Here is a 23,738-nt window from a genome sequence, read left to right on the forward strand (position 1 = left end):
GTACACATGCCGTCTGTTCACCCTACATTCCTCGACCCAAGGTCCTTGGTAAAAAAGCCGTTATCACACGGTTGCCCGGGATCTCTCGATGACTGCTGCAAAACACCTGACGTGCGCCTGCCTGTGGCTGATAGCGGGCCTGGCCCAGGCTCAACCGCTGATCCCTCCCACCGCCATCGACTGGCTGCTGGACTGCCCGCTCCCCACCGTTGAACGCCTGGACCCCGAGGTGTTGCAACGCACCCAGTGCGGCATCGTGACCGTACCGCGCAACTACGCGTCCCCCCGGCAAGGCAACCTGCGCCTTTACCTCACCCGCGTTGGCGCACGCGATCCGCTGAACCGTGAAGGCGTGCTGTTTGCGCTGGCCGGCGATGCGCCCCGCAGTGATCAGGGCGGCACCTTCGTCATTCACCTCACCAGTCTCTGGGGGACCTACGCCAACCCGGCCTATCGCACGCTGATCGACCGTTACGACGTCATCGAACTCAGCCCCCGCGACCTCAGCAATGAAAACGGCGTCGAACAGGCCGCTCAAGACCTGGAGTACGTGCGCACCCAACTCGGCGATGCCCAACTGCTCTACCTGGGCAACGCCGATGCAGCCCGCCTGGGCAACCGTTACGCCGCGCTGTTCCCCGAGCGGGTGGCGCGCATGGTGCTGGTCAATTCGCAACAGGCCGAGACAGCCGCGCCCCAGGTCGAACAACTGCGCCTCAAAGACCCCGCCAAGCAGGACGCCAGCGGGTGTATCAACCGCTGGGTCGGCGACTTCCTGGTCTACGGCAAGCAACCACCGCAGTCCACTCGCTGCCTGGATTCAGTAAACGCGCAGTAGCGAGCCGTTTGCGACCTGTTGCCCTCGAAAACGACACCCGGCGTTGACGCTGCTCCTCGATCGTTATTAAGTGCTATTTATCCGCATTAATACGATAAATCGAACCCATGCTAAGCCGCCCGCTACGACGCAAACGCCAGAAGCTGTCCGACGTGATTGTCGAGTCGGTCAAGCGCTCCATCGTCACCGACGCCTTGAAGCCCGGCGACCGCTTGCCCACCGAACGCGAGCTGATGGAAAGCTTCCAATGCTCCAAGGGCTCGGCCCGCGAAGCGCTCAAGGCGCTGGAAGTAGAAGGCCTGGTGAGCACGCGCACGGGCCCCAGCGGCGGTGCCTACCTGAACCAGGCCGGCACCGAGCCGGCCAGCCGCGCCTTGCGCAACTACCTGCACTTCCAGCATCTGGACGGCGAGCAGGTGTACCAACTGCGCAAAGTCATCGAAGTGGAACTGGCGGTGTCGGTGCTCGGGCGCCTCAGCGAAGACGACTACCAGGCCCTGCAAGACAACGTGGATTTTTGCAGCGCGCCGGAAGACAGCGAAGCCGGCCAACGCGAGCAACGCCTGGCGGAACTGGAGTTCCATAACCTGCTGGCCAAGGCCTGCCCCAACCCGCTGCTGAGTTTCATGGCGCAGTTCCTCAACGACCTGTTGCGCGACCTGGTGGTGCTGAAAAAAGCCTACAAGCCCAAGCGCAAGCAGTTCGATGCCGCCAACCTGGACTATCACAAGCAGTTGCTGATCGCCTTTCGGGCCGGGGATGAAAGCGCCGTGCGCAGCCTGATGCACGAACACATGTGCGATGCCGAGCACCACATGACCGCCCTTGAGGGCCAGGTCAGCCCACATTTTCTACTGGAGTTCGATCACTCTTAAAAAACGCCACAGACCCCATGTGGGAGGGGGCTTGCCCCCGATGACGCCAGCATATTCAACATTAATGTCGACTGACACACCGCTATCGGAGGCAAGCCACCTCCCACATTTGGACTGCATTTCAACCCCACACCGTTTCATCCAATAACAGGCCTGCCCACAGGCCCTTGCTCCACCGTATCGCCATTGCCACTCCTGCCAATAACTAAACCAGGGAGTCACCCCCATGCAGCGTCGTACGTTGTTGAAAGCCAGCCTCACCGCAGCCGCCGCCCTCAGCCTACCGCTGAGCATACGGTCGGCATTCGCCGCCGAGCCCTTTACCTTTTACGGTCTCAAGTCCATGTCCGGCGCCTTTGCCAGCTATGGCAAGTTTGCCGACATGGGTTCGCGCCTGGCGGTGGAGCAACACCCCGAACTGCTCGGCCGCCCGCTGAACTACAAGGTCATCGACACCGAAGGCAACGCCGGCAAGGCCGTGCGCAAGGTGCAGGAGGCTATCCAGCAGGACGGCGCGCGGTTCTTCCAGGGCTGCACCTTGTCGTCGTCGGCATTGGCGGTGGCCAAGGAAGTGGACAAGGTCGGTGGCGTGTTCATGACCCCGGTGGGCGCCGATGAAGTCACCGGCAAGGACTGCAACCCCGCGACCTTCCGCTGGTCGGTGCCCACCTACGGCGCGATCCGCGAAACCCTGGTGCCGCTGATCAAGTTACTGCCGGACGCCAAGCGCTGGTACACCATCACCCCGCAATACGTGTTCGGCGAAGCGCTGTTGGAAGGTGCGAAAACCGTGCTCAAGGACAACGGCCTGGAACACATCGGCAACAGCTACCACTCTTTGCAGGAACAGGAATTCTCCGGCTACCTGACCAACGCCATCGCCGCCAAGCCCGATGTGCTGGTGCTGCTCAACTTCGGCAGCCAGTCGTCCAACACCCTGCGCCAGGCGGTCAACTTCGGCATCAAGGAGCGCATGAAGGTGCTGCTGGTGTGGTCCGCCGGCCTCGACCAGTTCCAGGAACTGGGCAGCGACATTCTCGCGGGCGTGTACCTCGGCGCACAGTACTGGCACCAGGTCGACACCCCGCTCAACCGTGAGCTGGTCAAGCTCACCCAGGCCAAATACGGCATCAACCCGACCTACCCGCTGGCCGCCGATTACATCAGCACCAAGGTCATGCTCGACACCATCATTGCCACCGGCAGCTTCGACGGGCCGACCGTGGCCAAGGCCATGCAGGGCCTGAGTTTCGAAGGCCCCACCGGCAAGGAATCGATCCGCGCCGGCGACCACCAGGTGATCAAGGATTACTACCTGCTGATCGGCAAGGCCAGCAGCGAGATGGCCGACAAGGATGACCTGGCCAAAGTGCTCAGCGCCGGCCAGTCGTTCCCGCCAGTGGAAGCCACGGGCTGCACACTCGGCTGATCCCCTGAAATAGGTAGCGCAGGGCCGCGCGAGCGGCGTCCTGCAGAGGGTTCCTGCATGCTTAATCTTTACCTGTTCCAGATCCTCAACGGCCTTGGGCTGGGGATGATCTACTTTCTGATCGCGGTCGGGCTGACGATCATTTTCGGCCTGCTCAACTTCGTCAACTTCGCCCACGGCGCGTTCTTTTTGCTCGGCGCCTACATCTGCTACACCGCCGTGAGCCTCACCGGCAACTTCTGGCTGGCGCTGCTGATCGCGCCGTTGGTGGTGGCCGCGTTGGCCTGGGTCATCGAGCGATTATTGATCCAGCGGATCTATCACTTGCCGCACATGTTCCAGATCCTCGTGACCCTCGGCATCGCGCTGATCATCCAGGAAGCCAGCGTGATGATCTGGGGCCCGGTGGGCAAGAGCGTGGCCGTGCCGGAACTGCTGCGCGGCGTGCTGGTGGTGGGTGACTTCGTCTACCCCTACTACCGCCTGTTCCTCATCGTGTTCTCCGGACTGGTCGGCCTGGGCCTGTGGTTGCTGCTGGAACGCACGCGCTTCGGCGCCCTGGTGCGGGCCGGCAGTGAAAGCACCGAGACCGTGTCGCTGCTGGGCACCAATATTTTCCGCCTGTTCTCCATGACCTTCGCCCTCGGCGTGGCCCTGGCCGGCGTCGCGGGCGTGCTGTTTGCACCGTTGCGCGGCGCCCAGCCTTTTGTCGGCCCGGAGATTCTCGGCGTGGCCTTCGTGGTGGTGGTAATCGGCGGCATGGGCTCGTTCAGCGGTGCGCTGGTCGGCGGTTTGCTGGTGGGCGTGGTGCAAAGCCTGATGACCACACTCTGGCCCCAGGGGGCGAGCCTGATGATCTACGGCGCCATGGCCGTGGTGATTCTGGTACGTCCTTACGGCCTGTTTGGGAGAGCCTGACATGAGCGAGAAAAATCCCCTGCCGTTTGCCAAGACGCAATCGCGCGCGATGTTGCTGTGGGTGCTGGCGGTGCTGATCGGCCTGCCGTTGATACTGCCCTCGGCGACCCTGGCCACCGAGATCCTGATCTTTGCCATGGCGGCCCTGGCCTGCAACCTGTTGCTGGGCTACACCGGGCTGCTGTCGTTCGGCCAAGGTATCTTCTTCGGGGCCGGCGCTTACTGCGCGGCGTTGCTGATGATCCACCTGCAACTGGGCCTGTTCACCGCGTTGCTCGGCGCCGCCATCGCGGGCGGTTTCCTGGCCTTGCTGGTCGGCGCCCTGGCGATCCGCCGCACCGGCATCTACTTCGTGATGTTGACCCTGGCGTTCAGCCAGATGGCCTACTTCGTCGCCTACACCCTCAGCGACTGGACCGGCGGCGACAACGGCCTGCTCAGCGTGCCGCGCCCGGAGATTCGCCTGGGCGACACGGTGCTGCTGTCCCTGGCCGACGCCCGCGCCTTCTACGGTTTTGTCGCGGTGTTGTTCCTGCTGATCTTCATCGGCGCCCGCCGGGTCGTTGCCTCGCCGTTCGGCAGCACCTTGATGGCGATCCGCGAAAACGAAACCCGCGCTTCGGCCATCGGCTACGACACACGCCACTTCAAGATCCTGGTGTTTGTATTGTCGGGCGCCGTCACCGGCATCGCTGGGGCGTTGTACGCGATGCTGCTGCACTTTGTGCCGCTGTCGAATATCGACCTGGCGATGTCCGAGAACATCCTGATCATGACCATCGTCGGCGGCACCGGCTCGCTGTTCGGCTCGCTGCTGGGCGCCGGTTCCATCGTGTTGCTCGGCGATTTCCTCTCCGACCTATGGCCACGCTGGCTGATGCTGCTGGGAGTGATCCTGATCCTGGTGGTGATCTTCATGCGCGGTGGTTTGTGGGGCGGCCTGGCGTCGCTGTTCGAAAAGGTGCGCGGCAGCCGCAAACCCGCCGTCGTCGCCAAGGAGGAAGGGCTATGAGCATCCTGCTGGAAACCAAAGACCTGGAACTGGCCTATGGCGCGTTCCACGCGGTGAATGGCGTCAACCTCAAAGTCGAGGCCGGCACCATCCACACCATCATCGGCCCTAACGGTGCCGGCAAGACCAGCCTGTTCCACTGCCTCACCGGCGAGCGCCAGGCCACCGCCGGGGCGATTCATTTCGACGGCAAGAACCTGATGCGCAAGCCGGCCCACGGCCGTGTCGGCCTGGGCATGGCGCGCTCGTTCCAACTCACCAGCCTGTTCCAGAACCTCAGCGTGCGCGAGAACCTGCGCCTCGCCGCCCAAGGCCGTGACGGTGCCCGCGCACTGAATTTCTGGCGCCGCGTGGACAGCAAGCGCGAACACCTGGAGATGGCCGACCAAGTGCTGGAGCGCCTGCAACTCAGCGCCCGCGCCGACACCCTGGCCGGCGAGTTGTCCCACGGCCAGCAACGGGTGCTGGAGGTGGGCATGTCGATCTGCTCAAAACCGAAACTGTTGATGCTCGACGAGCCCACCTCGGGCATGGGCATCGACGACATCCCGATCATGACCCAGCTGATCAGCGACCTCGGCCGCGACCACACGGTGCTGTTGATCGAACACAACATGAGCATTGTCATGTCCATCAGCCAACGCATCACGGTGATGAGCCACGGGCAGATCCTGGTGGAAGGCACGCCGGAATTCGTGCGCGCCGATGAACGTGTGCGCACTGCATACCTTGGGGAGGCTGCCTGATGCTGATCGTCGAGAATATCCATTCCTACTACGACAAGAGCCACGTGCTGGAAGGCGTGTCGCTGACCGTCAACCCCGGCGAACTGGTCACGCTGCTCGGCCGTAATGGCGCCGGCAAGACCACCACCCTGCGCAGCATCCTCGGCATCATCTGTCCGCGTCAGGGCCAGATCCACTTCAACGGCCAGGCGCTGGTGGGCCAGAAGATCTTCGAAATCGCCCGCCAGGGCCTGGCATTGGTGCCGGAGAATCGCGGAATTTTCCGCCTGCTCACCGTCGAGGAAAACCTGCGCATCGCCGCGCGCAAAACCAGCCGCTGGCAGCTTGAAGACGTCTACACGATGTTCCCGCGCCTCAAGGAGCGGCGCAAAAATGCCGGCCACGCGCTGTCCGGCGGCGAGCAACAGATGCTCGCCATCGCCCGCGCCCTGCTCAACGACCCCAAGCTGCTGATCCTCGATGAGCCCACCGAAGGCTTGGCCCCGGTGATCGTCGACGAACTGGTGAAGATCCTGCGCAAGGTCAAGGACGACGGCCTGCCCGTGCTGCTGGTGGAACAGAACCTGATGGTCTGCGACAAGCTCGCCGACCGCCACTACGTGCTCGAACAAGGCCGCGTGGTGTACGAAGGCAGCGCCGAAGCCTTCCGCGCCGACCCGACCATCAAAAACCGCTATCTGGCCCTGAGTGCCTGACCGGAGATTGCAGATGAATAGTTTCGCGCAACCGCTCAAGAGTAACGCCCCGCTGATCAACCGCGACCGCTTGTGGCAATCGCTGATGGACCTGGCCCGACTCGGCGCCACCGCCAAGGGCGGCGTGTGTCGCCTGGCGCTGACCGACCTCGACCGCCAGGCCCGCGACCTGTTTGTGCAATGGTGCGAGGCCGCCGGCTGCAGCGTCAGTGTCGACGCCATCGGCAATATCTTTGCGCGCCGTGCCGGGCGCAACCCCGCCCTGCCCCCGGTGATGACCGGCAGCCATATCGACACCCAGCCCACCGGCGGTAAGTTCGACGGTTGCTACGGAGTGATGGCCGGTCTGGAAGTGATCCGCACCCTGAATGACCTGAACATCGAGACCGAAGCGCCGATTGAAGTGGTGGTGTGGACCAACGAAGAGGGCTCGCGTTTTCCGCCCTGCATGATGGGCTCCGGGGTGTTTGCCGGTAAGTTCGACTTGCAGGACACCCTCGACAAAGTCGATGACCAGGACCTGTCGGTGGGCGCCGAACTGCAACGCATCGGGTATGCCGGCTCCCGCGCGGTGCTCGGCCACCCGGTGGGTGCGTATTTCGAAGCGCATATCGAACAAGGCCCCGTTCTGGAAGACCAGGCCACGACGATTGGCGTGGTGATGGGTTGCCTGGGCCAGAAGTGGTTCGACCTGACCTTCACCGGCGTCGAGGCCCACGCCGGCCCGACGCCGATGCACCTGCGCAAGGACGCCCTGGTCGGCGCCGCCGAAGTGGTCAGCGCGGTCAACCGCATCGCCCATCAACACCAACCCCACGCGTGTGGCACGGTCGGTTGCCTGAGCCTGCACCCCGGCTCACGCAACGTGATTCCCGGTCAGGTGCACATGACCCTCGACCTGCGTCACCTGCATGCGGACACGCTGCAAGCCATGGTCGATGAAGTGCGCGGCGTGATCGAAGCCACTGCCACCCGGCACGGGTTGACGTTTGAATTGACCCCCACCGCCGACTTCCCACCCCTGGACTTCGCCCCGTCCTGCGTCAACGCCGTGCGTGAAGGCGCCGAGGCCTTGGGCTTGAGCCATATGGACATCGTCAGCGGTGCCGGGCACGACGCGATTTTCGTCGCCGAACTGGGCCCCGCCGGGATGATCTTCGTGCCGTGCGAAGGCGGCATCAGCCATAACGAAATCGAAAACGCCGCGCCGGACGACCTGGCGGCGGGCTGCGCGGTATTGCTGCGGGCCATGGTCAATGCCGCCCAGGGGGAAATCGCATGAGCGAGATCGGCCAACTGACGGCAGTGCAACTGCTGCAGCATTTTCGCAACAAGACCTTGTCGCCGGTGGACGTCACCGAAGACGCCTTGCTGCGTATCGAACGCTATAACCCGGTGGTGAACGCCTACTGCCACGTGGACCCGGAAGGCGCGCTGAAGGCCGCGCGCGCCTCGGAGCAACGCTGGCTCAACGGCCAACCCTGCGGCGCGCTGGACGGTGTGCCAGCGTCGATCAAAGACCTGACGCTGACCGTCGGCATGCCCACCCGCAAGGGCTCGCGCAGCACATCCGCCGAGGGCCCATGGGACATCGACGCGCCCTTCACCGCCTTTATGCGCAAGGCCGGCGCGGTGCTGCTGGGCAAGACCACCACACCGGAATTCGGCTGGAAAGGCGTCACCGACAACCCGCTGTACGGCATCACCCGCAACCCCTGGGACACACGCACCACGGCTGGCGGATCCTCCGGCGGCGCAGGGGCAGCGGCCGCATTGAACCTCGGCGTGTTGCACCAGGGCAGCGATGCGGGCGGTTCGATCCGGATTCCCTGTGCGTTTACCGGCACCTTCGGGATCAAGCCGACCTTCGGTTATGTGCCCCAATGGCCGGCCAGCGCCATGACCCTCCTCTCGCACCTGGGGCCGATGACCCGCACGGTGGAAGACAGCGTGTTGATGCTGCAAACCATCGCCCAGCCGGACACGCGAGATGGCTTGATCGGTGCGCCACGGACCACACCGTGGTTGTCGGGCGCAGCGGATTTGAAAGGGTTGCGCGTGGCCTACAGTCCCAACTTCGGTTACGTGGATGTCGACCCGCAGGTGGCCAAGGTGGTCGCCCAAGCGGTTCGAGGCCTGGAGCAACTGGGCGCGCATGTCGAGCAAATCGACCCGGGCTTCAGCGACCCCCTGGAGGTGTTCAGCACCTTATGGGCAGCCGGCGCGGCCCGCCTGACCGGGCCCATGAGCGAAGCGCAAAAACAACTGCTGGACCCTGGCCTGCTGCGCATCGCCCAGCGCGGCGAGCGGCTGAGCCTGAATGACTTCAACTCAGCCCTCGAAGCCCGCGCCGCACTGGTGGCACGCATGGCCGCGTTCCATGAGCACTACGATGTACTGGTGTCACCGATGATGCCGATCACTGCGTTTGAGGCCGGGCATGACGTGCCACCGGGTTCCGGCTTGCAGGAATGGACACAGTGGACGCCGTTCACCTACCCCTTCAACCTGACCCAACAGCCCGCGGCATCGGTGCCGTGTGGATTGGCGGCGAATGGCTTGCCGGTGGGCCTGCATGTAGTGGGCGCGCGGTTTGCCGATGAACAGGTACTGAGGGTGTGCCAGGTGTATGCAAAAGCGTTCCCCACCGAGCACTTGCAAGCCCCAATCACCAGAACACGGTAGAACCCAATGTGGGAGGGGGCTCCCGATAGCAGTGTGTCAGTTAAAACATCTGTAACTGAGCCACCGCCATCGGGAGCAAGCCCCCTCCCACATTTGGACCGCGATCGACAGACGCAACTCCGGTCGGCTTTAAGGCCGCCGCGTTTGCCTTTGCTCTACACCACTCAAGCCGGCTGTCAGGCCGCTGTGCTCTGGCTTTTGATCTTGATCTTAGGCGCCCCGTCAAACACGCTGGCCGAACGCAGGCTTGAAACCGTGGGTAACCCGGCAGGACGCCGGGTTAGCCGTCCTGGGCCAAGGATGGCCCATGACGGCGGCCCACGGATTCAAGCCGGAGTGAGGGCACACCGAGCCTAGGCGAGGTGCCGAGTGTTGGGGCAAGAGCCTTTTGGTTACTTTGGGGCTCTTTTCCAAAGTGACCCGCCGTAAGGGCGGACCCCATACCAGCCGTTAGCCAAATAACGGATATGTACCCAGTCTGATCCCACATCCTGGTCGTCTGCCAGACCGCCATCGGGAGCAAGCCCCCTCCCACATTTGGATCGCAGTCGTCTGTCAGGCCGCCAGCCGAAGGACTAGCCCCCTCCCACAGTTTCAACCGCATTCCATTACACTGTCCCCCATTCATCCCCGGGGGCTTCATGGACATCGAACTGGCACGCACCTTCCTCGAAATCTCCCGCTGCGGCAGCCTGGCCGCCGCAGCCGAGAAACTGCACGTTACCCAGACCGCCATCACCGCGCGGGTGAAAAACCTGGAAAGCCAGCTCGGCAGCACGCTGTTCATCCGCAACCGCGCCGGCGCACGCCTGACCGCCGATGGCGAAGCCTTCGTGGTATACGCCAACCAGTTGCTGCAAACCTGGGAAGCTGCGCGCCGCGACCTGCCGCTGCCGGATGGCTATCGCAATGTGCTGCACATCGGCGGTGAGGTCAGCCTGTGCAACCCATTGATGCTCGGCTGGGCCCAGGCCCTGCGCCAGCACATCCCCGGCCACGCCCTGCGCACCGAAATCCGCGAAGGCGAATACCTGCTGCGCCAACTGGAACTCGGCGTACTCGACGCCGCGCTGGTGTTCCAGCCGCAATACTGGCCGGGCTTGCAGGTGGAACAAGTGCTGGAAGAAAAACTGATCCTGGTGCAACTGGTGAGCAACCCGGCCCCCTACGTGTATATCGACTGGGGCCCAGGCTTTCGCCAGCAGCATGACGCCGCCCTGCCCGACAAGGCGCGTGCCGCGCTGAGTTTCAACCTCGGCCCGCTGGCGTTGCAGTACATCCTCGAAAACGGCGGCGCCGGGTATTTCCGCACGCGCGTGGTGCAAAGCTACCTGGACAGCGGCGTGATGCAACGTGTGCCCAAGGCGCCGGAGTTCAGCTTCCCTACGTTCCTGGTGTATTCACGGGCGCGGGATTCGGCGGTGTTGCAACAGGCACTGGGGTTGCTGCGCGAAGTGGTCAAGGCTGAAAGTGACTGGTCGCAGCGCTGGGACCCGCTGATTTGAATCACCCTACGCCTGCGCGCATGCTAGCCTGCGGGTGTTTCCTTTCGCAGCCTTACCGATGAACAAGAAAAAGTCCGTCACCATCAGCGACATCGCCAAACAAGTCGGCATGACCACCATCACGGTGTCCCGCGCGCTGAGCAAACCCGACCTGGTCAAGCCGGCCACCCTGGCGCGCATCCTCGAAGTGGCGCGGGAGCTGGACTACGTGCCCAACGCCTTCGCCCGTGGCCTCAAGCGCAGTGAAAGCCTGATCATCGGCGTGATCACCGCCTCGGTGGACAACCCGTTCTACAGCGAAATGATCAAGGCGATTTCCCGCGAGGCCAAACAGCACGGCTACACCATCATGCTGGTGGACACCGATGAGCTGGAAGAGCTGGAAAGCAAAGCCGTGGATACGCTGCTGGGCTACCGCGTGGCCGGGATCATCCTGTCGCCGGTCTCGGATGAGCCGAGCTACCAGCCCGACTACCTCGAGCGCCTGGGCAACGGCAAGACGCCGGTGGTGCTGCTCGACCGCACGATCCATGACAGCCCGTTCAGCCGCGTGGTGCTCGACAACTACCACAGCGGCATCCAGGCCGCGCATTATCTGCTGCGCCAGACGCCCGACCTCAAGCGCCTGCTGGTGCTGACCGGCCCCGAGCATTCACGCATCACCGTTGAGCGCCTCAAGGGCCTGCGCGAAGTGCTGGCCGAACACCCGCAGGTGCACGTCGAAGTCCAGGCCGGCGACTACACGCTGATGCCCTCCTACCTGCACACCCTCGACTACCTGGCCGAACACTCGGCGCCGGACGCGATCATGGGCTTCAACCAGTTGATCACCCTCGGCGCCCTGCGCGCGCTGCGCATGCACAACATTCCCCACGACAGCCTGACCATCTGCGGCATCGACCGCCTGCCTTTCGCCGATATCTTCGGCGTGCCCATCGCGTGTGTAGCCCACGATGCGTCCCTGGCCGGCAGCAGCGCGGTCCGCCTGCTGCTCGACCGCCTTGAGGACCCGTACAAACCACGGGACAAGGTGGTGATCGCCGGCCAGTTGGAAAACGGCTAGCGGCTGGTGTAGCCGCCGTCGATGGGCAGGCTGACGCCGCTGATCATGCTTGCGGCGCTGCTCAGCAGGAACAGCACCGGCAAGGCCACTTCTACGGTTTCAGCAAAACGCCCAAGGGGAATGGCCGCCAGCGCCGGGTCGCGCTTGGACGGGTCGGACCACGCCATGGCCGCCATCGGCGTGAGTGTGACGGTGGGGTTGACGCTATTAACGCGAATGCCGAAGCGGCCCCACTCGGCACATTGCACGCGGGTGATCGCATCCAGCGCCGCCTTGGAAGCGCAGTAGCCGAGGTGATCGTCCAGGGCTACCAGTGCGGCCTGGCTGGAGACATTGACGATGCTGCCGGCAATGTTCGCCTCGATCATTTTCGCCGCCACACGGCTGCCGACCTGGGCGGCGGCGCGGGCGTTGACCTGCATCACCTGGTCGAAGGCCTCGGCGCTGATCGCGGCGGCAGGCTCCAGGCGCGAGATACCGGCGCAGTTGACCAGGCCGTGCAGCGGCGGAAGGGCTTGCAGCGCATTGTCGAGGGCGGTGCTGTCGGCGATATCCAGGCACAAGGCGTGGCAGCCGAGTTGAGCCAGGGCCTGCGCGTCCCGACCGAGGGCGTAGACTTCAGCGCCGCTGGCGATCAGTTGCAGGGCGATTTCCCGGCCGATGCCGCTGCTGGCGCCGGTGACGAGGATACGGTGGTGGGTGAAGTTGAAGGCTGCGTTCATGAATAGAGATCTCAAAAACAATGAAGATCCAATGTGGGAGCTGGCTTGCCTGCTCCCACATTTGGCCTGCGTTGAATCAGTTGGTTTGTAGGCTGTGCATGATCGGTTTCAAAGCGGGGTACAGTTTCAAATACTCGGCAAACGCCCGGTCATAAACCCCGACGTTTTCAACCTTTGGCTCCGCCCGCAGCGCCAGCTGCACCCACCCCCTCTCCATCTCCCCATCACTCACCAACCCTACCGTATGCGCCGCCAGCAACGCCGCGCCCAATGCCGCTTCCACCTCTTGCACGATGGTGTAGACCGGGTAGCGCGTAACGTCCGCGATGATCTGCATCCACAGGTCCGAATGGCTCGCCCCGCCCACCACAATCAAGTGTGAATCCAGCGAATGCGCGCCGCGCGTGCCCGCTTCGATGTTGTGACGCAGGGCGAAACTCACCCCCTCCAGCACCGCGCGGTACAGGTGAATGCGGCTGTGGTAGAGGTTCAAGCCGACAAAGCTGCCACTGGCACGGTCATCCCACACCGGGCTGCGTTCGCCCATCAGGTACGGCTGGAACAACAGGCCTTCGCTGCCCGCCGGGATGTTCATCGCACGCTGTTCCAGCAGCACCAGGCTGTCCTGGCCGGTGGCCTTGGCTTGCTGTTCCTCGGCCTGGCAGAACTGCTCGCGAAACCAGCTCACCGACGCACCCGCCGTGATCGCACCGCCGAAGATGTACAGGTCGCGGTGGCCGTTGTAGACGTGGGGCATGCTCACCAACCCATGGTGCGCGTCCACCTGCTGGTTCAGGTAACCCCAGCACATGCTGGTGCCGATCATCGCCACATGGTTGCCCGGTTGCGTAACGCCTGCGGCCAACGTGGCCATGGCCGCGTCGACACCCCCGGCCAGGATCGGCGTGCCGGTCTGCAGGCCCAGGCGCGCCGCCCACCCCTCCAGCAGGCCGCCCACCACCTCATCGGAATACACCAGGCGCTCCGGCATCATCGCTTGCGGTATACCCAGCGCGTCGAGCATCTCGCCCGACCAGCCGCGCGCCGCCACGTCATACACCCCGCCGATATTGCCGGCGCTGCTATGGTCCACCGCCAGCTCACCGGTGAGGCACGCGTTGATATAGCTGTTAGGCGGCAGCAGGTAACGGGTCTTGGCCCACACTTGCGGCTGGTGCTGCTTGAGCCAGAGCATCTTGGTGAAGCCGTAGTAGCTGTCCACCGAGTTACCGGTCACCGCGAACAGACGCTCCAGGTCCACGTGCTCACGCACCCAGGCGACCTGCTCACCGGCGCGGCGGTCCATCCAGATCAGGCACGGGTGCAGCGGTGTGAGCGCTGCATCCACCGCAATCCCCGAGCCGCCGTACAGGCTGCTGATGCACAGGGCTTTCACGTGTTCCTTGGCCACGCCGGCCTTGGCCATGCACTGCGCCACGCACGTCTCCACCGCATCGAGCCAGACCTGCGGCCATTGTTCGGCCCAGCGCACTTTCGGGGTATCCACGCGATACCCCTGGCTGTGCTGCGCGATAATCGTACCTTGAGCATCCACCAGCAGCGCCTTGGTGCTCTGGGTCCCTATGTCGACACCCATCACGTAGTTCATCTTCAGACCACCGGCTTCAACAGCACCTTGATTGACTTGGTCGAGTTGGCCAGCTCCAACGCTTCGGCGTAGTCATCCAGCGGGAAATCGTGGGTGACGATGCCCTTGGAGGTGACCAGGCCGCGTTCGAACAGGTCGATGGCGATCGGGTAGCAATACGGGCCGAGGTGGGCGCCGCGCACGTCCAACTCCTTGCGGTCGCCGATGATCGACCAGTCGACGCTGGTCTCGGCACCGAACACGCTGAACTCGACAAAACGCCCGAGCTTGCGGATCAGATCCAGGCCTTGGGTCACGCCGGCCGGTACGCCGGTGGTTTCGATGTAGACGTCGCAGCCATAGTTATCGGTGAGGCCGTTGATGATCTCGCGGGCGTTGTCGCGTGACGGGTTGATCACCACGTCGGCGCCGAAGTGCTTCGCCAGTTCCAGGCGCTCGTCGACCATGTCGATCACCACCAGTTTCTTCGGGGTCTTCAACGCGGCGACCTGGACCATGCACAGGCCGAGGGTCCCGGCACCGGCAATCACCACCACGTCGTCGAGCTGGACATCGCCACGGTTGACGGTGTGGATCGAACACGCCATCGGCTCCACCAGCGCCGAGTCTTCCAGCGACACCGACTCGGGAATCTTGTGCACGATGGCGGTCTTGGGGATGCGCATGTACTGGGCCATGCCACCTTCGGCCACTTCACGCTGGAAGCCGAAAATGTTGTGCACCTCGCACATCCAGTACTTGCCGGATTTGCAGAAGCGGCACTTGCCGCAGGGCACGATCTGCTCGGCGATCACCTTGTCGCCCACCGCGACTTCAAAGTGCTCTTCGGCGCCCTCGCCCGCTTCCACCACATAGCCGAAAAACTCATGCCCCGGCACCACCGGCGCCTTGACCCACGGGTTGTCGCCGCCCCAGAACATCGCCGCGCCGGAGTGGCACTTGCAGTCACTGGCGCAGATGCCGCAGGCGGCGATGCGGATCACCAGCTCATTGGCGCGCGCCTGGGGTTTGCCGATGCGTTCCAGGCGGTAGTCTTTAGGGCCGTGGCAGACGACGGCTTGCATTTCGGTGTGCTTGTCCATGGTGTTCGGTCCTGTCTTGAGTTTATTTATGGCGCTGACGGCTGATGAAAATCGCCAGCAAAATGATCCCGCCCTTGATCACGCTCTGGACGTAGGGCGAAACGCCGAGCATGTTCAGTCCGTTGTTCAATACGCCGAGCAGCATGGCGCCGAGCAAGGTGCCGACGATCACGCCGCGCCCGCCGGCAATCGACGCGCCGCCGAGTACCACGGCGGCAATCGCATCCAGCTCGAACGACACGCCGGCATTCGGCTGGCCGCTCATCAGGCGTGAGGTCAGTACCAGCCCGGCAATCGCTGCCGTCAGGCCACTGATGCCGTACACCAGCAGCTTGAAGCGCGCGGCGCGCACGCCGGACAAGCGCACCGCTTCTTCATTGCCGCCGATGGCGTAGATGTAGCGGCCGATGCGCGTGTGTTGCAGCAGCACATAGGCGGCCAGGTAGGTGAGCAGCATGATCAGGATCGGCACCTGAATGCCGAACAGGCTTTCGCGGCCGAAAAACGCAAACCAGTCCGGTAACCCGGAAATCGGGTAGCCGTCGGTGTACATCAGGCCCAGGCCACGGGCGATGCCCATGGTCGCCAGGGTGACGATGATCGGCGGCATGTGCAGGTAAGCGACGAAGAGGCCATTGCCGATGCCGAAGGCCACGCCGATCAGCATCCCGGCGCCAATCGCCAGGCCGGGCGGCAGGCCCGCGACCATCAAGCCGGCCGTGAGCGTGCCGGACAACGCCATCACCGGCCCCACCGACAAGTCGATGCCGCCCGTGAGGATCACGCAGGTCATGCCCACCGCGATAATCGCGTTGATCGACACTTGGCGGGCGATGTTCGACAGGTTGCTGGCGGTGAGGAAGGTGTCGCTGGCGAGGATCATCACCACGGTGACCACCACCAACCCGACAAAGGGGTAAAACGCCGGCGAGCGCACCAACCGCGCCAGGTTGAGGCGCAGCCGGCTGCTGTCGACGGTATTAATGGACGTATTCACTTGAGCCCCCTGTTGCATGGCGCATGACCTCTTGAGGATTGACGGCGGACGCTTCCAGCAGCTTGACGATGGCGCCCTTGTGGAACACGGCGACCCGGTCGCACATGCCGATGACTTCGGGCAGTTCGGAGGAAATCATGATGATTGCGTAGCCCTGTTCGGTGAGGCTGCGCATCAGCGCGTAGATCTGCGCCTTGGCGCCCACGTCGATGCCACGGGTGGGTTCGTCGAACACCAGCACGTCGCAGTGGTGGTTGATCCAGCGGGCGATCACGACCTTTTGCTGGTTGCCGCCGCTGAGGTTGAACACCCGGCTTTCGCTGCTCGGGGCTTTGATCGACAGTTGCTTCATCAGGCTTTCGACGCTGGCGCATTCACGACTTTTGTCGATCAGGCCCGAGGCGTTCTGGTACTTGGGCAGGTTATTCAGGGAGATGTTTTCGCGGATGCTGAAATCGGTGATCAGCCCTTCGCTCTTGCGGCTTTCCGGCAGTAGGCCGATGCCGTGTGCCAGCGCCTGGGCCGGGTCGTCGAGGGTGATTTTTTCACCGCGCAGCCACACGTCTTTGCTCACCGACGGCAGCGCGCCCATCATGCCCAACGCCAGTTCGGTGCGACCGGACCCGACCAAGCCGGCAAAGCCGAGGATCTCGCCCTTGTACAGCTGGAAGCTGTTGTGGGGGCCGTTGCGCACCAATTGGATGTCCTTGACCTCCAACAACAGCGGGCCGCGTGCGCTGCTCGGCTTGGGCGGAAAACTGCATTCCAGGCGGCGCCCGACCATCATCTCGACCAGCCGGTCGATGTCGCTGTCAGCCACATCGGTGACGCCCACATTGCCGCCGTCGCGCAGCACGCTGATGCGGTCACACACCTGGAAAATCTCCTCCAGGTGATGAGAGATGAAAATCACCGCGACGCCCTGGCGCTTGAGTTCGCGCATGATCTCGAACAGCAGCTCGGCCTCGCTGGGCGTGAGGGTGGCGGTGGGTTCATCCAGCACCAGCAGACGCGCATCCAGGGCCAGCGCCTTGGCGATTTCGACGAACTGCTGCTCGGCCACGCTCAGGTGCTTGACCGCGCATTGCAGGTCGAGGGTCACGCCCAGGCGCTTGAACAACGCCTCGCTGGCCTCGACCATGTCGCGCTTGCGCAGCAGGCCGAAGCGGTTGCTCAGCTCGTGGCCGAGGAAGATGTTTTCCACCGCCGTGAGGTAGGGAATCAGGCTGAATTCCTGGAACACGATGCCTATACCGGCAGCAATCGCATCACGGTAGGTCGCGAAATGCTGCGCCTGGCCATCGATCAGGATCTGGCCTTCGTCTTGATGCTCGACGCCGCCGAGGATCTTCATCAGCGTCGATTTGCCCGCGCCATTCTCCCCGAGCAAGGCATGGATCTCGCCGCGCTCGACCTGCAGGTTGATGGACTTGAGGGCCTGTACGCCCGGGTAACGCTTACAGATGTTTTCCAGCTTCAGAAGACTGCTCATACCGCCGACCTCGTATTCAGAAGGAGACCTCAAGCCCCACGGGTTACGTGGGGCCTGGGTGATTTACCAGCTGAAATCCTTGGCCTTGGCCTGGTCGATGAGGGTGATGTCCACCGGGATCGTGGCGGGCACTTGCGAGCCCCACTTCTTGGCCAGGGCGATACCCAGCGCAAGGCGGATCTGGTCACGTGGGTATTGGGCCGAGGTGGCGATGAATTTGCTGCCGGGCTTCTGGATCGCCTTGATCGCTTCCGGCGCGCCATCGACGCTGACCAGCTTCACGTCCAGGCCGCTGGCTTCGATGGCCGAGAGCGCACCGAGCGAGCCGTTGTCATTCACGCTGAAAATGCCCTTGAGGGTGGGCTGGGCCTGCAACATGTTCTCGGTGACGGTCAGCGCCTGGTCACGTTCCTGCTTGCCATTCTGGATGCTGACAATCTTGATGTCCGGGTGCTTCGCCACGGCCTCTTTGCAACCGCGTACGCGTTCCAGGATCGGCACCACCGCAATGCCGTCGAGGATGGCGATATTGCCTTTGTCGCCGATGTGCTTGGCCAGGTACTCGCAGGCCTGGAAACCGGCGTCGAAGTTCTTCGAGCCGACGAAGGAATCCAGCGGGCCGTCCGCCTGGGCGTCCACCGCGACGACCACGACACCGGCGGCGTGGGCGGATTTGACCGCCGATTGCACGCCCACCGAGTCGGTGGGGTTGATCAGCAGGATGTCGATTCCCTTTTGCAGCATGTCTTCGACGTCACTGACCTGCTTGGACACGTCGTGACGGGCGTCGGTGATGATCAATTTCGCGCCGATGGTCGCCCCGGCTTCCTCCAGGGCGTTTTTCATGGTGACGAAATAAGGGTTGTTGATTTCCTGGAAGGACGCGCCGATGCGGATGGGTTTTGCCGCGTCGGCAAAAACAGGGGCAGCGGTGCCGAGGGTGATGCTTACAGCCAATAAACACAGGGTTTTCGGGAGCATTTTCATGGCGTGGTTCTCTGTTTTGTTTTTATTTTTAGAGCAAATGTTATCGTTAACATTTTGCGAGAAGCTAGCAAGGAAATTCGGCAGGCGCAAGGGGCCGCTGGTCGACTGCGGTCGAAATGTGGGAGGGGGCTTGCTGTGGCGCGTTAAAACTCGCACATTCCCCACCACCAACTAAGCTCAGCCTCCAACAAAAAAATCCGAGCTGCCCGCCATGTCCCACCCCACCGAGACCTTTCGCGCCCGCTACCGCGCCGCCGTCGCGCCACACTACAACCCCTGGCTTCACGCCAGTTTTGTGTTCGGCTACGGCATCGTCTGCATCACTCTGGCCTGGTCATCGACGCATCAAATCACCGCACTGCAATGGCTGAGCGTGCCCGCGACCCTGGTGTTCTTCAACCTCTGCATCTACCTCGTCCACCGCCACCTCGGCCACCATAAACATGGGTTGGCCCGGCTGTTTTATGCGCGCCACACCGGCGACCATCACAGCTTCTTCACCCCCGGCCATATGACCTATGACAGCCCTCGGGATTGGCGGGTGATCCTGTTTCCAGCCTGGCTGATCGTGCTGCACAGCCTGGCTATCACCCTGCCCGCCTGGTGGTTGCTCAAGCAATGGAACCCCAACGTCGCCGGGCTGTTCGCCGGGTGCATGATCCTCGGGTATTTGCTTTACGAAGTGTTTCACGCCTGCGAGCACCTGCCTGTCGGCCACCCGGTGGCGCGCCTGCCGTGGCTGCGCCAGATGCACCGCTTGCACGCCCTGCATCACCGTCGTGAGCTGATGCAGGGGCGTAACTTCAATATCGTCCTCCCCCTGATGGATTACCTGTTCGGCACCCTGCACTGGGAGCCGAGCGCCCACGACAAGCAGGAACCGTCATGAGTACCCGTGCAAAAAAACTGCGTCATTGGCTGTTTGTGTTGTTTCTGGTGGTGATCGCCTTTTTGCTGCTGATGCCGACCAAAGTACAACCGGTGAATTGGGTACCGCCAAAAGCGCCGTCGATGAAAGACGGCCCTTACGCCGAAAACCAGCGCCTCAAGGGCGTGCAGAAAATCGGCGCCCAAGACATCGCCGGGCCAGAGGCCTTGCTGTTGGACGCCCAGGGCTATCTGATCAGCGGCTTGCATGACGGTCGCATCATCCGCACCTCGCCCGACAGCCGTAGCCTGGAAGTGCTGGCCAACACCGGCGGACGCCCCCTGGGCATGGCGCTGCACCCGGACGGGCGCTTGATCATTGCCGATGGGATCAAGGGCCTGCTCGCACTGGCTACGAATCGCCAACTGACCACCCTGAGCACCGGCGCCCATGGCCTCCCCTTGGGGTTCGCCAATGACGTTACCGTGGACGCCAGCGGGCGTTATGCCTACTTCAGCGATGCGTCGAGCCGCTGGGGTTATGGGCAAGACGGTGAAGCGGTGATCGAGCATGGCGGTGATGGTCGGCTGCTGCGCTATGACTTCAGCAACGGCACCACCGAGGTACTGCTGGACCAGCTGCAATTCGCCAACGGCGTAGCCCTGGGCCCGGATGAAAACTACGTGCTGGTGAATGAAACCGGCGCCTATCGCATCAGCCGTTATTGGCTCAAAGGTGAGCGCGCGGGCACTCATGACTTGTTCATCGACAACCTGCCCGGCCTGCCGGACAACCTCAGCTTCAACGGCCAGGACCGCTTCTGGGTGGCGCTTTACTCACCGCGCAATCCACTGCTGGACAGCTTTGCCGGCTACCCGCTGCTGCGCAAGGTGATGGTGCGCGCGCTGATGGTGGTGCCCAAGCCGATCGAGCGCAAAGCCTTTGTGCTCGGGCTGGATACCGAGGGCAAGGTCATCGCCAATTTGCAGGACGGCAGCGCGGGGAATTACTCGCCCATCACCACGGCCCGGGAGTATGGCAACTGGTTGTACCTGGGTTCGTTGAAAAGCACGAGCATGGCGCGCGTGCCGTTGGCGCTGGCGTTGGCGCCCTGACGCAAAAAGGGCACACAGGCGCTCGGCCTGTATGCCCTCATTGCTTGCGGTTACACCCGTTTAGCTCTTGGTGCTGCTGAGCAGGGTTTGGTTGCACAGGTGACCAAAGCTGACGAACTCGGTGTTTTCACCGCCGACGCCAATGCCTGGGTATTCCAGCACCTCCATGCGCCACACGCCGTAGTTGAAGTCGGTACGCCAGGTGTTGTTGTAGCCCTGGGAGTAATCGACAAAGGTGGTCTGGAAGTCACCGGAGCACGTGCCCACGTTGATCGTGCCACCGGCTTGGCCAGAGCTGTCGGTCGCCGCCGAATACGCCTTGTAGACGATATTGCCGGTGTCCGGGTTGATGTGCTGGTCGAAATAAACAATCGGGTGCAGCCCCACCAGTGGCGCGCCGGTGCTGTCGGACAGGTTCATTTTCCAGGTCAGGTTTCGATAAGCCTGGGTGGTCATGTAGCCGTAGCCCACATCAGACGCGGAATACGGGATGCGCAACACGTTGGCCTCGCCTTTCATATCCGGGTTGTCGACACGTGGGTTGGAACCAAAGGACAGGGTGTATTTACCCGTCGCGCTCCACGGCTCGTTCGGGTGCTGGTTCGGACGCACCCGCACCTTGACCACACCGCCCACACCCGGACTCGGGATCGACGTCGAGACGATATTGGCACCTACGGTGACCCACTGGCTGCCATCGAAGCGCTCAAGGATCCATTTGCCACGGGTGCTGCCGCTGGCGGCATCGGCCGACAGAGCAATGCCCACGCTCTGGCCACGCACGGCGGTGAAGTCGAAGTAATCGACATCATCGAGGCTGTCGGCGTTGCCGCTGATGTAGTTCAGGGTGTCCGGTAGTTGGAAGGCCGTGTCCGGCGTGTCATTCGGTTCGAAGGCATCGATATTGGCATTGACCGCCACACCGAACTGGAAGCTCGAACCCGAGACCGCCGCATTGGCTTCCATGAACCAGTAGTAGTCACCCGCCGGCAATACGCCGCTGAGGCTTTCGTCACCGGTACTGGGGTTATTGGAAGTGCCCAGCGGAATCGGATTGCCTTGGCCATCGTCCTGGAACAGGGTCAAGGACATGTCGGTACCGGCCGTCTGGCCGACCAGCAGCGCATTGATACGGGCCGTCTGCGGCAGGTTGAAGTGGTAGCACAGCAGGTCACCGGTTTGCACACCATTGACCGTGTACAGCTCATTCACGTCCAGCGTGGTTTCACAGCCTTGGACCAGCGCCGCTTGCACGGCGGTGGCTGGCTGAGCGCCAGCTTTCTTGACCTGGGTGACCGGCGCAGGTGCGTTGTGGTCTTCCACCACCGAGTCGGCCTTGGCCTTCGCGGCGAACACTGGCTTTTTCAGTTGGGCGCCTGCGCTCAGTTGCTTTTTCAGCGCCGCCGACACCTTGGTGGCCGGGACTTTACCCGCAGCTTTCAGGCTTTGCTTGATGTCAGGTTTAACGGCTTGCGCAGCCAGGTGAGGGTATTGCTCGGCCAGGGCAAAGGCCGAAACGAAGCAGGAGGCCGCCATGGCCGCGCCCAGCATAAAGGCTTTTTTCGATTTCATTTTTTATCCATCCATAGTTAAAAAGTGAAGCTCAGGTGACATCCGGTCACCTGGGATGGAATCTAGCCAATCACTGTATGTATGTCCAGTATTTTTTCAAATGAATGTGTAGCCGAAATCACACTACAGCCAAGTCAACCAAAGCCCCCAATAGGCAGCCAAAAATATTGCAAGACGATACAGCCATACAGCCCAACGTTTGAGTGCTAATGGTATGGAGGCCAACTCTGCCTCAGTCACGAACCTGTCTTTCACATGGCGTTTTGGCGTTGTGAGGATACTGATCATGAGACACAGGCGATTAAATCTAGCGAACCGATGGTTTTCCCAGCGTTGCTGAAGTTTGTGTACCTCTGCATTTCCACCAAAGTAACCTTCCAGCTCTTCGAGTTTTGTGCGTGTGGCATAACGCATCAGTCCCACGAAAAAGAACGTCCCAATCACCATCACGATGGTGTAGGCAAAAAACCACGACATCGTTAAGCCCCCTCTGGTTGAAAGATCAAGTCAACCACTTCGACATCTGCGCCCTCTCCCGCATCCGCTTCGCATACCCCGCGATCTCACCGTTATGCAGATAGCTCTTGGTCGATATCCCCAGCACCTTCTTCAACGACTCATTACCCTGCAACCCCTTACCCAACCGTGCCGCGCCTTGCGGCTGCACGTCCAAATTCCGGAACAAGGCCTGGCGCTGCTGGACAAACGCCGCCCGGTCCAGAGCACCGTCTTTCAACCGCTGATGAAGATGGCATCGAAATATAAGCAAGTGCCTACGCCCCAGACACAAGCCCAGGGGGCTGATTTACGTTTGGGAAGCTGCCTACGCAGCGAAGAAATAGGGCCTACGGAAACCGCGCTAATACCCAGCAATTTCCAGGTAGCCCACCCCACCTTCGAACTCACCGGCCCTTCCCAGTACGAAATACTCAGGTTCATCCAGGCGTTCGGGATTACTCGGCCAGGGCAAAGCCCGAAACGAAGCAAGAAACGGCCATGGCCGCGCTCAGCACAAAGGCTTTTTTCGATTTCATTTTTTATCCATCCATAGTTAAAAAGTGAAGCCTAGGTGACGTCTGATCACCAGGGATGGAATCCAGGACAAAACTGTATTTATGCACAGTAATACTTAATAAAAGATCAATCCCTATGGAATGGGGATGTCGCACCACCAGCGCCAAAAGGTCCAGACAGCCGTCCCGAAGGCCCAGATGTACCCAACGTAATAAGGCCACACCATCCAACGCTTGAGTGCTAAAGGAACAGACGCCAGTTCGGCCTCCGTTACAATACCGGCTTCCAGATAGCGCTTTGAGTCTGAAAAAAAATCAGAAATCAGCATCATGCGATATTGCCTGTCGATCCACTGGTTTCGTTTCCAAAATCGCTTATTGTCTTGGACCCTTTCGTTTTGACTGAAGTAGCGTTCCACCTCGTCAAGTTTTGTATATTTGGCAATGATCAGCAGCCCCAAGAAAACGAACATCCCAACAAACCACACAATGGTGTAAACAAGGAAAAAATCCAC

22 protein-coding genes and 2 pseudogenes are annotated in these 23,738 nt (G+C 62.1%); 13 read left to right on the top strand and 11 right to left on the bottom strand.

Annotation, left to right across the window (positions count from 1 at the left end; all coding sequences use genetic code 11):
* The first annotated feature begins 88 nt into the window (after positions 1-88).
* The 11 genes from ACI512_RS24305 (at position 89) to ACI512_RS24355 (ending at position 11,766) form a co-directional block, all read left to right on the top strand.
* On the top strand, positions 89-838 hold the full coding sequence (locus tag ACI512_RS24305) for an alpha/beta fold hydrolase (protein ID WP_236383122.1): 750 nt from the start codon (positions 89-91) through the stop codon (positions 836-838).
* 107 nt (positions 839-945) lie between these two features.
* Positions 946-1,713 (top strand): FadR/GntR family transcriptional regulator, encoded by a 768-nt coding sequence (locus ACI512_RS24310; RefSeq protein WP_015884774.1) that lies wholly within the window; start codon positions 946-948, stop codon positions 1,711-1,713.
* A 226-nt stretch (positions 1,714-1,939) separates the two neighbouring features.
* Positions 1,940-3,142: an ABC transporter substrate-binding protein gene (locus ACI512_RS24315; RefSeq protein WP_064055283.1), complete on the top strand. Its 1,203-nt coding sequence runs from the start codon at positions 1,940-1,942 to the stop codon at positions 3,140-3,142.
* A gap of 57 nt (positions 3,143-3,199) precedes the next feature.
* A complete protein-coding gene (locus ACI512_RS24320; RefSeq protein WP_015884776.1) occupies positions 3,200-4,060 on the top strand; it encodes a branched-chain amino acid ABC transporter permease in 861 nt (286 codons plus the stop codon).
* 1 nt (position 4,061) lies between these two features.
* The gene (locus ACI512_RS24325; RefSeq protein WP_236383120.1) at positions 4,062-5,072 is read left to right on the top strand and encodes a branched-chain amino acid ABC transporter permease; all 1,011 of its coding nucleotides are present in this window, start codon (positions 4,062-4,064) and stop codon (positions 5,070-5,072) included.
* Positions 5,069-5,818, top strand: coding sequence for an ABC transporter ATP-binding protein (locus ACI512_RS24330; protein ID WP_015884778.1), 750 nt, complete (start codon positions 5,069-5,071; stop codon positions 5,816-5,818). Before ACI512_RS24325 ends, ACI512_RS24330 begins: the two co-directional genes overlap by 4 nt.
* Positions 5,818-6,513 carry an ABC transporter ATP-binding protein gene (locus tag ACI512_RS24335; protein WP_015884779.1) on the top strand — a complete coding sequence of 232 codons (696 nt, stop codon included), beginning with the start codon at positions 5,818-5,820 and terminating at the stop codon, positions 6,511-6,513. The genes ACI512_RS24330 and ACI512_RS24335 overlap by 1 nt, the downstream gene beginning before the upstream one ends.
* Before the next feature lie 13 nt (positions 6,514-6,526).
* The gene (locus ACI512_RS24340; protein WP_405121391.1) at positions 6,527-7,795 is read left to right on the top strand and encodes a Zn-dependent hydrolase; all 1,269 of its coding nucleotides are present in this window, start codon (positions 6,527-6,529) and stop codon (positions 7,793-7,795) included.
* Positions 7,792-9,198 (top strand): amidase, encoded by a 1,407-nt coding sequence (locus tag ACI512_RS24345; protein WP_236383359.1) that lies wholly within the window; start codon positions 7,792-7,794, stop codon positions 9,196-9,198. The genes ACI512_RS24340 and ACI512_RS24345 overlap by 4 nt, the downstream gene beginning before the upstream one ends.
* A gap of 641 nt (positions 9,199-9,839) precedes the next feature.
* A complete protein-coding gene (locus tag ACI512_RS24350) occupies positions 9,840-10,703 on the top strand; it encodes a LysR family transcriptional regulator (RefSeq protein WP_015884782.1) in 864 nt (287 codons plus the stop codon).
* 58 nt (positions 10,704-10,761) lie between these two features.
* A complete protein-coding gene (locus tag ACI512_RS24355) occupies positions 10,762-11,766 on the top strand; it encodes a LacI family DNA-binding transcriptional regulator (protein ID WP_015884783.1) in 1,005 nt (334 codons plus the stop codon).
* On the opposite strand, the gene ACI512_RS24360 is transcribed toward ACI512_RS24355, so the two are convergent.
* The 6 genes from ACI512_RS24360 to ACI512_RS24385 form a co-directional block, all read right to left on the bottom strand.
* Positions 11,763-12,488, bottom strand: coding sequence for an SDR family oxidoreductase (locus ACI512_RS24360; RefSeq protein WP_236383357.1), 726 nt, complete (start codon positions 12,486-12,488; stop codon positions 11,763-11,765). The two genes, ACI512_RS24355 and ACI512_RS24360, sit on opposite strands and share 4 nt — an antisense overlap.
* A gap of 76 nt (positions 12,489-12,564) precedes the next feature.
* The gene (locus ACI512_RS24365; RefSeq protein ID WP_236383356.1) at positions 12,565-14,097 is read right to left on the bottom strand and encodes an FGGY-family carbohydrate kinase; all 1,533 of its coding nucleotides are present in this window, start codon (positions 14,095-14,097) and stop codon (positions 12,565-12,567) included.
* 2 nt (positions 14,098-14,099) lie between these two features.
* Positions 14,100-15,179: an alcohol dehydrogenase catalytic domain-containing protein gene (locus tag ACI512_RS24370; protein WP_236383354.1), complete on the bottom strand. Its 1,080-nt coding sequence runs from the start codon at positions 15,177-15,179 to the stop codon at positions 14,100-14,102.
* 22 nt (positions 15,180-15,201) lie between these two features.
* Positions 15,202-16,194, bottom strand: coding sequence for an ABC transporter permease (locus tag ACI512_RS24375; protein ID WP_015884787.1), 993 nt, complete (start codon positions 16,192-16,194; stop codon positions 15,202-15,204).
* A complete protein-coding gene (locus tag ACI512_RS24380) occupies positions 16,160-17,668 on the bottom strand; it encodes a sugar ABC transporter ATP-binding protein (protein WP_064055276.1) in 1,509 nt (502 codons plus the stop codon). Before ACI512_RS24380 ends, ACI512_RS24375 begins: the two co-directional genes overlap by 35 nt.
* A 63-nt stretch (positions 17,669-17,731) precedes the next feature.
* On the bottom strand, positions 17,732-18,655 hold the full coding sequence (locus ACI512_RS24385; protein ID WP_015884789.1) for a substrate-binding domain-containing protein: 924 nt from the start codon (positions 18,653-18,655) through the stop codon (positions 17,732-17,734).
* 211 nt (positions 18,656-18,866) lie between these two features.
* On the opposite strand from ACI512_RS24385, the gene ACI512_RS24390 reads away from it, so the two are divergent.
* Together ACI512_RS24390 and ACI512_RS24395 are read left to right on the top strand one after the other, a co-directional pair.
* Positions 18,867-19,544, top strand: a complete 678-nt coding sequence (locus tag ACI512_RS24390; protein WP_236383824.1) for a sterol desaturase family protein — start codon at positions 18,867-18,869, stop codon at positions 19,542-19,544.
* Complete coding sequence (locus ACI512_RS24395) at positions 19,541-20,638, top strand: SMP-30/gluconolactonase/LRE family protein (protein ID WP_231809116.1); 1,098 nt, start codon at positions 19,541-19,543, stop codon at positions 20,636-20,638. Before ACI512_RS24390 ends, ACI512_RS24395 begins: the two co-directional genes overlap by 4 nt.
* A gap of 60 nt (positions 20,639-20,698) precedes the next feature.
* On the opposite strand, the gene ACI512_RS24400 is transcribed toward ACI512_RS24395, so the two are convergent.
* From ACI512_RS24400 to ACI512_RS24420, 5 genes and pseudogenes are all read right to left on the bottom strand, one after another.
* Positions 20,699-22,210, bottom strand: a complete 1,512-nt coding sequence (locus ACI512_RS24400) for a hypothetical protein (protein ID WP_405121392.1) — start codon at positions 22,208-22,210, stop codon at positions 20,699-20,701.
* A gap of 123 nt (positions 22,211-22,333) precedes the next feature.
* The gene (locus ACI512_RS24405) at positions 22,334-22,687 is read right to left on the bottom strand and encodes a hypothetical protein (protein WP_236383927.1); all 354 of its coding nucleotides are present in this window, start codon (positions 22,685-22,687) and stop codon (positions 22,334-22,336) included.
* Positions 22,688-22,718: 31 nt separating this feature from the next.
* Positions 22,719-22,958 (bottom strand): annotated as a pseudogene (locus ACI512_RS24410) (hypothetical protein); the annotation flags it as partial.
* A 111-nt stretch (positions 22,959-23,069) separates the two neighbouring features.
* Positions 23,070-23,167, bottom strand: a pseudogene (locus ACI512_RS24415) (lipocalin family protein); the annotation flags it as partial.
* Positions 23,168-23,357: 190 nt separating this feature from the next.
* Positions 23,358-23,738, bottom strand: coding sequence for a hypothetical protein (locus ACI512_RS24420; RefSeq protein ID WP_236383926.1), 381 nt, complete (start codon positions 23,736-23,738; stop codon positions 23,358-23,360).

It is taken from the genome of Pseudomonas petroselini, from assembly GCF_045037875.1.
In the GTDB taxonomy this organism is placed as follows: domain Bacteria; phylum Pseudomonadota; class Gammaproteobacteria; order Pseudomonadales; family Pseudomonadaceae; genus Aquipseudomonas; species Aquipseudomonas petroselini.

Bases quoted from the DNA above. Each gene is read 5' to 3' on its own strand.
- ACI512_RS24335 (WP_015884779.1), top strand. From the start codon at position 5,818: ATGCTGATCGTCGAGAATATCCATTCCTACTACGACAAGAGCCACGTG.
- ACI512_RS24380 (WP_064055276.1), bottom strand. From the start codon at position 17,668: ATGAGCAGTCTTCTGAAGCTGGAAAACATCTGTAAGCGTTACCCGGGC.
- ACI512_RS24330 (WP_015884778.1), top strand. From the start codon at position 5,069: ATGAGCATCCTGCTGGAAACCAAAGACCTGGAACTGGCCTATGGCGCG.
- ACI512_RS24400 (WP_405121392.1), bottom strand. From the start codon at position 22,210: ATGAAATCGAAAAAAGCCTTTATGCTGGGCGCGGCCATGGCGGCCTCC.
- ACI512_RS24365 (WP_236383356.1), bottom strand. From the start codon at position 14,097: ATGAACTACGTGATGGGTGTCGACATAGGGACCCAGAGCACCAAGGCG.
- ACI512_RS24305 (WP_236383122.1), top strand. From the start codon at position 89: ATGACTGCTGCAAAACACCTGACGTGCGCCTGCCTGTGGCTGATAGCG.
- ACI512_RS24315 (WP_064055283.1), top strand. From the start codon at position 1,940: ATGCAGCGTCGTACGTTGTTGAAAGCCAGCCTCACCGCAGCCGCCGCC.
- ACI512_RS24355 (WP_015884783.1), top strand. From the start codon at position 10,762: ATGAACAAGAAAAAGTCCGTCACCATCAGCGACATCGCCAAACAAGTC.
- ACI512_RS24390 (WP_236383824.1), top strand. From the start codon at position 18,867: ATGTCCCACCCCACCGAGACCTTTCGCGCCCGCTACCGCGCCGCCGTC.
- ACI512_RS24310 (WP_015884774.1), top strand. From the start codon at position 946: ATGCTAAGCCGCCCGCTACGACGCAAACGCCAGAAGCTGTCCGACGTG.
- ACI512_RS24360 (WP_236383357.1), bottom strand. From the start codon at position 12,488: ATGAACGCAGCCTTCAACTTCACCCACCACCGTATCCTCGTCACCGGC.
- ACI512_RS24340 (WP_405121391.1), top strand. From the start codon at position 6,527: ATGAATAGTTTCGCGCAACCGCTCAAGAGTAACGCCCCGCTGATCAAC.
- ACI512_RS24385 (WP_015884789.1), bottom strand. From the start codon at position 18,655: ATGAAAATGCTCCCGAAAACCCTGTGTTTATTGGCTGTAAGCATCACC.
- ACI512_RS24320 (WP_015884776.1), top strand. From the start codon at position 3,200: ATGCTTAATCTTTACCTGTTCCAGATCCTCAACGGCCTTGGGCTGGGG.
- ACI512_RS24350 (WP_015884782.1), top strand. From the start codon at position 9,840: ATGGACATCGAACTGGCACGCACCTTCCTCGAAATCTCCCGCTGCGGC.
- ACI512_RS24370 (WP_236383354.1), bottom strand. From the start codon at position 15,179: ATGGACAAGCACACCGAAATGCAAGCCGTCGTCTGCCACGGCCCTAAA.
- ACI512_RS24405 (WP_236383927.1), bottom strand. From the start codon at position 22,687: ATGTCGTGGTTTTTTGCCTACACCATCGTGATGGTGATTGGGACGTTC.
- ACI512_RS24325 (WP_236383120.1), top strand. From the start codon at position 4,062: ATGAGCGAGAAAAATCCCCTGCCGTTTGCCAAGACGCAATCGCGCGCG.
- ACI512_RS24375 (WP_015884787.1), bottom strand. From the start codon at position 16,194: ATGCAACAGGGGGCTCAAGTGAATACGTCCATTAATACCGTCGACAGC.
- ACI512_RS24395 (WP_231809116.1), top strand. From the start codon at position 19,541: ATGAGTACCCGTGCAAAAAAACTGCGTCATTGGCTGTTTGTGTTGTTT.
- ACI512_RS24345 (WP_236383359.1), top strand. From the start codon at position 7,792: ATGAGCGAGATCGGCCAACTGACGGCAGTGCAACTGCTGCAGCATTTT.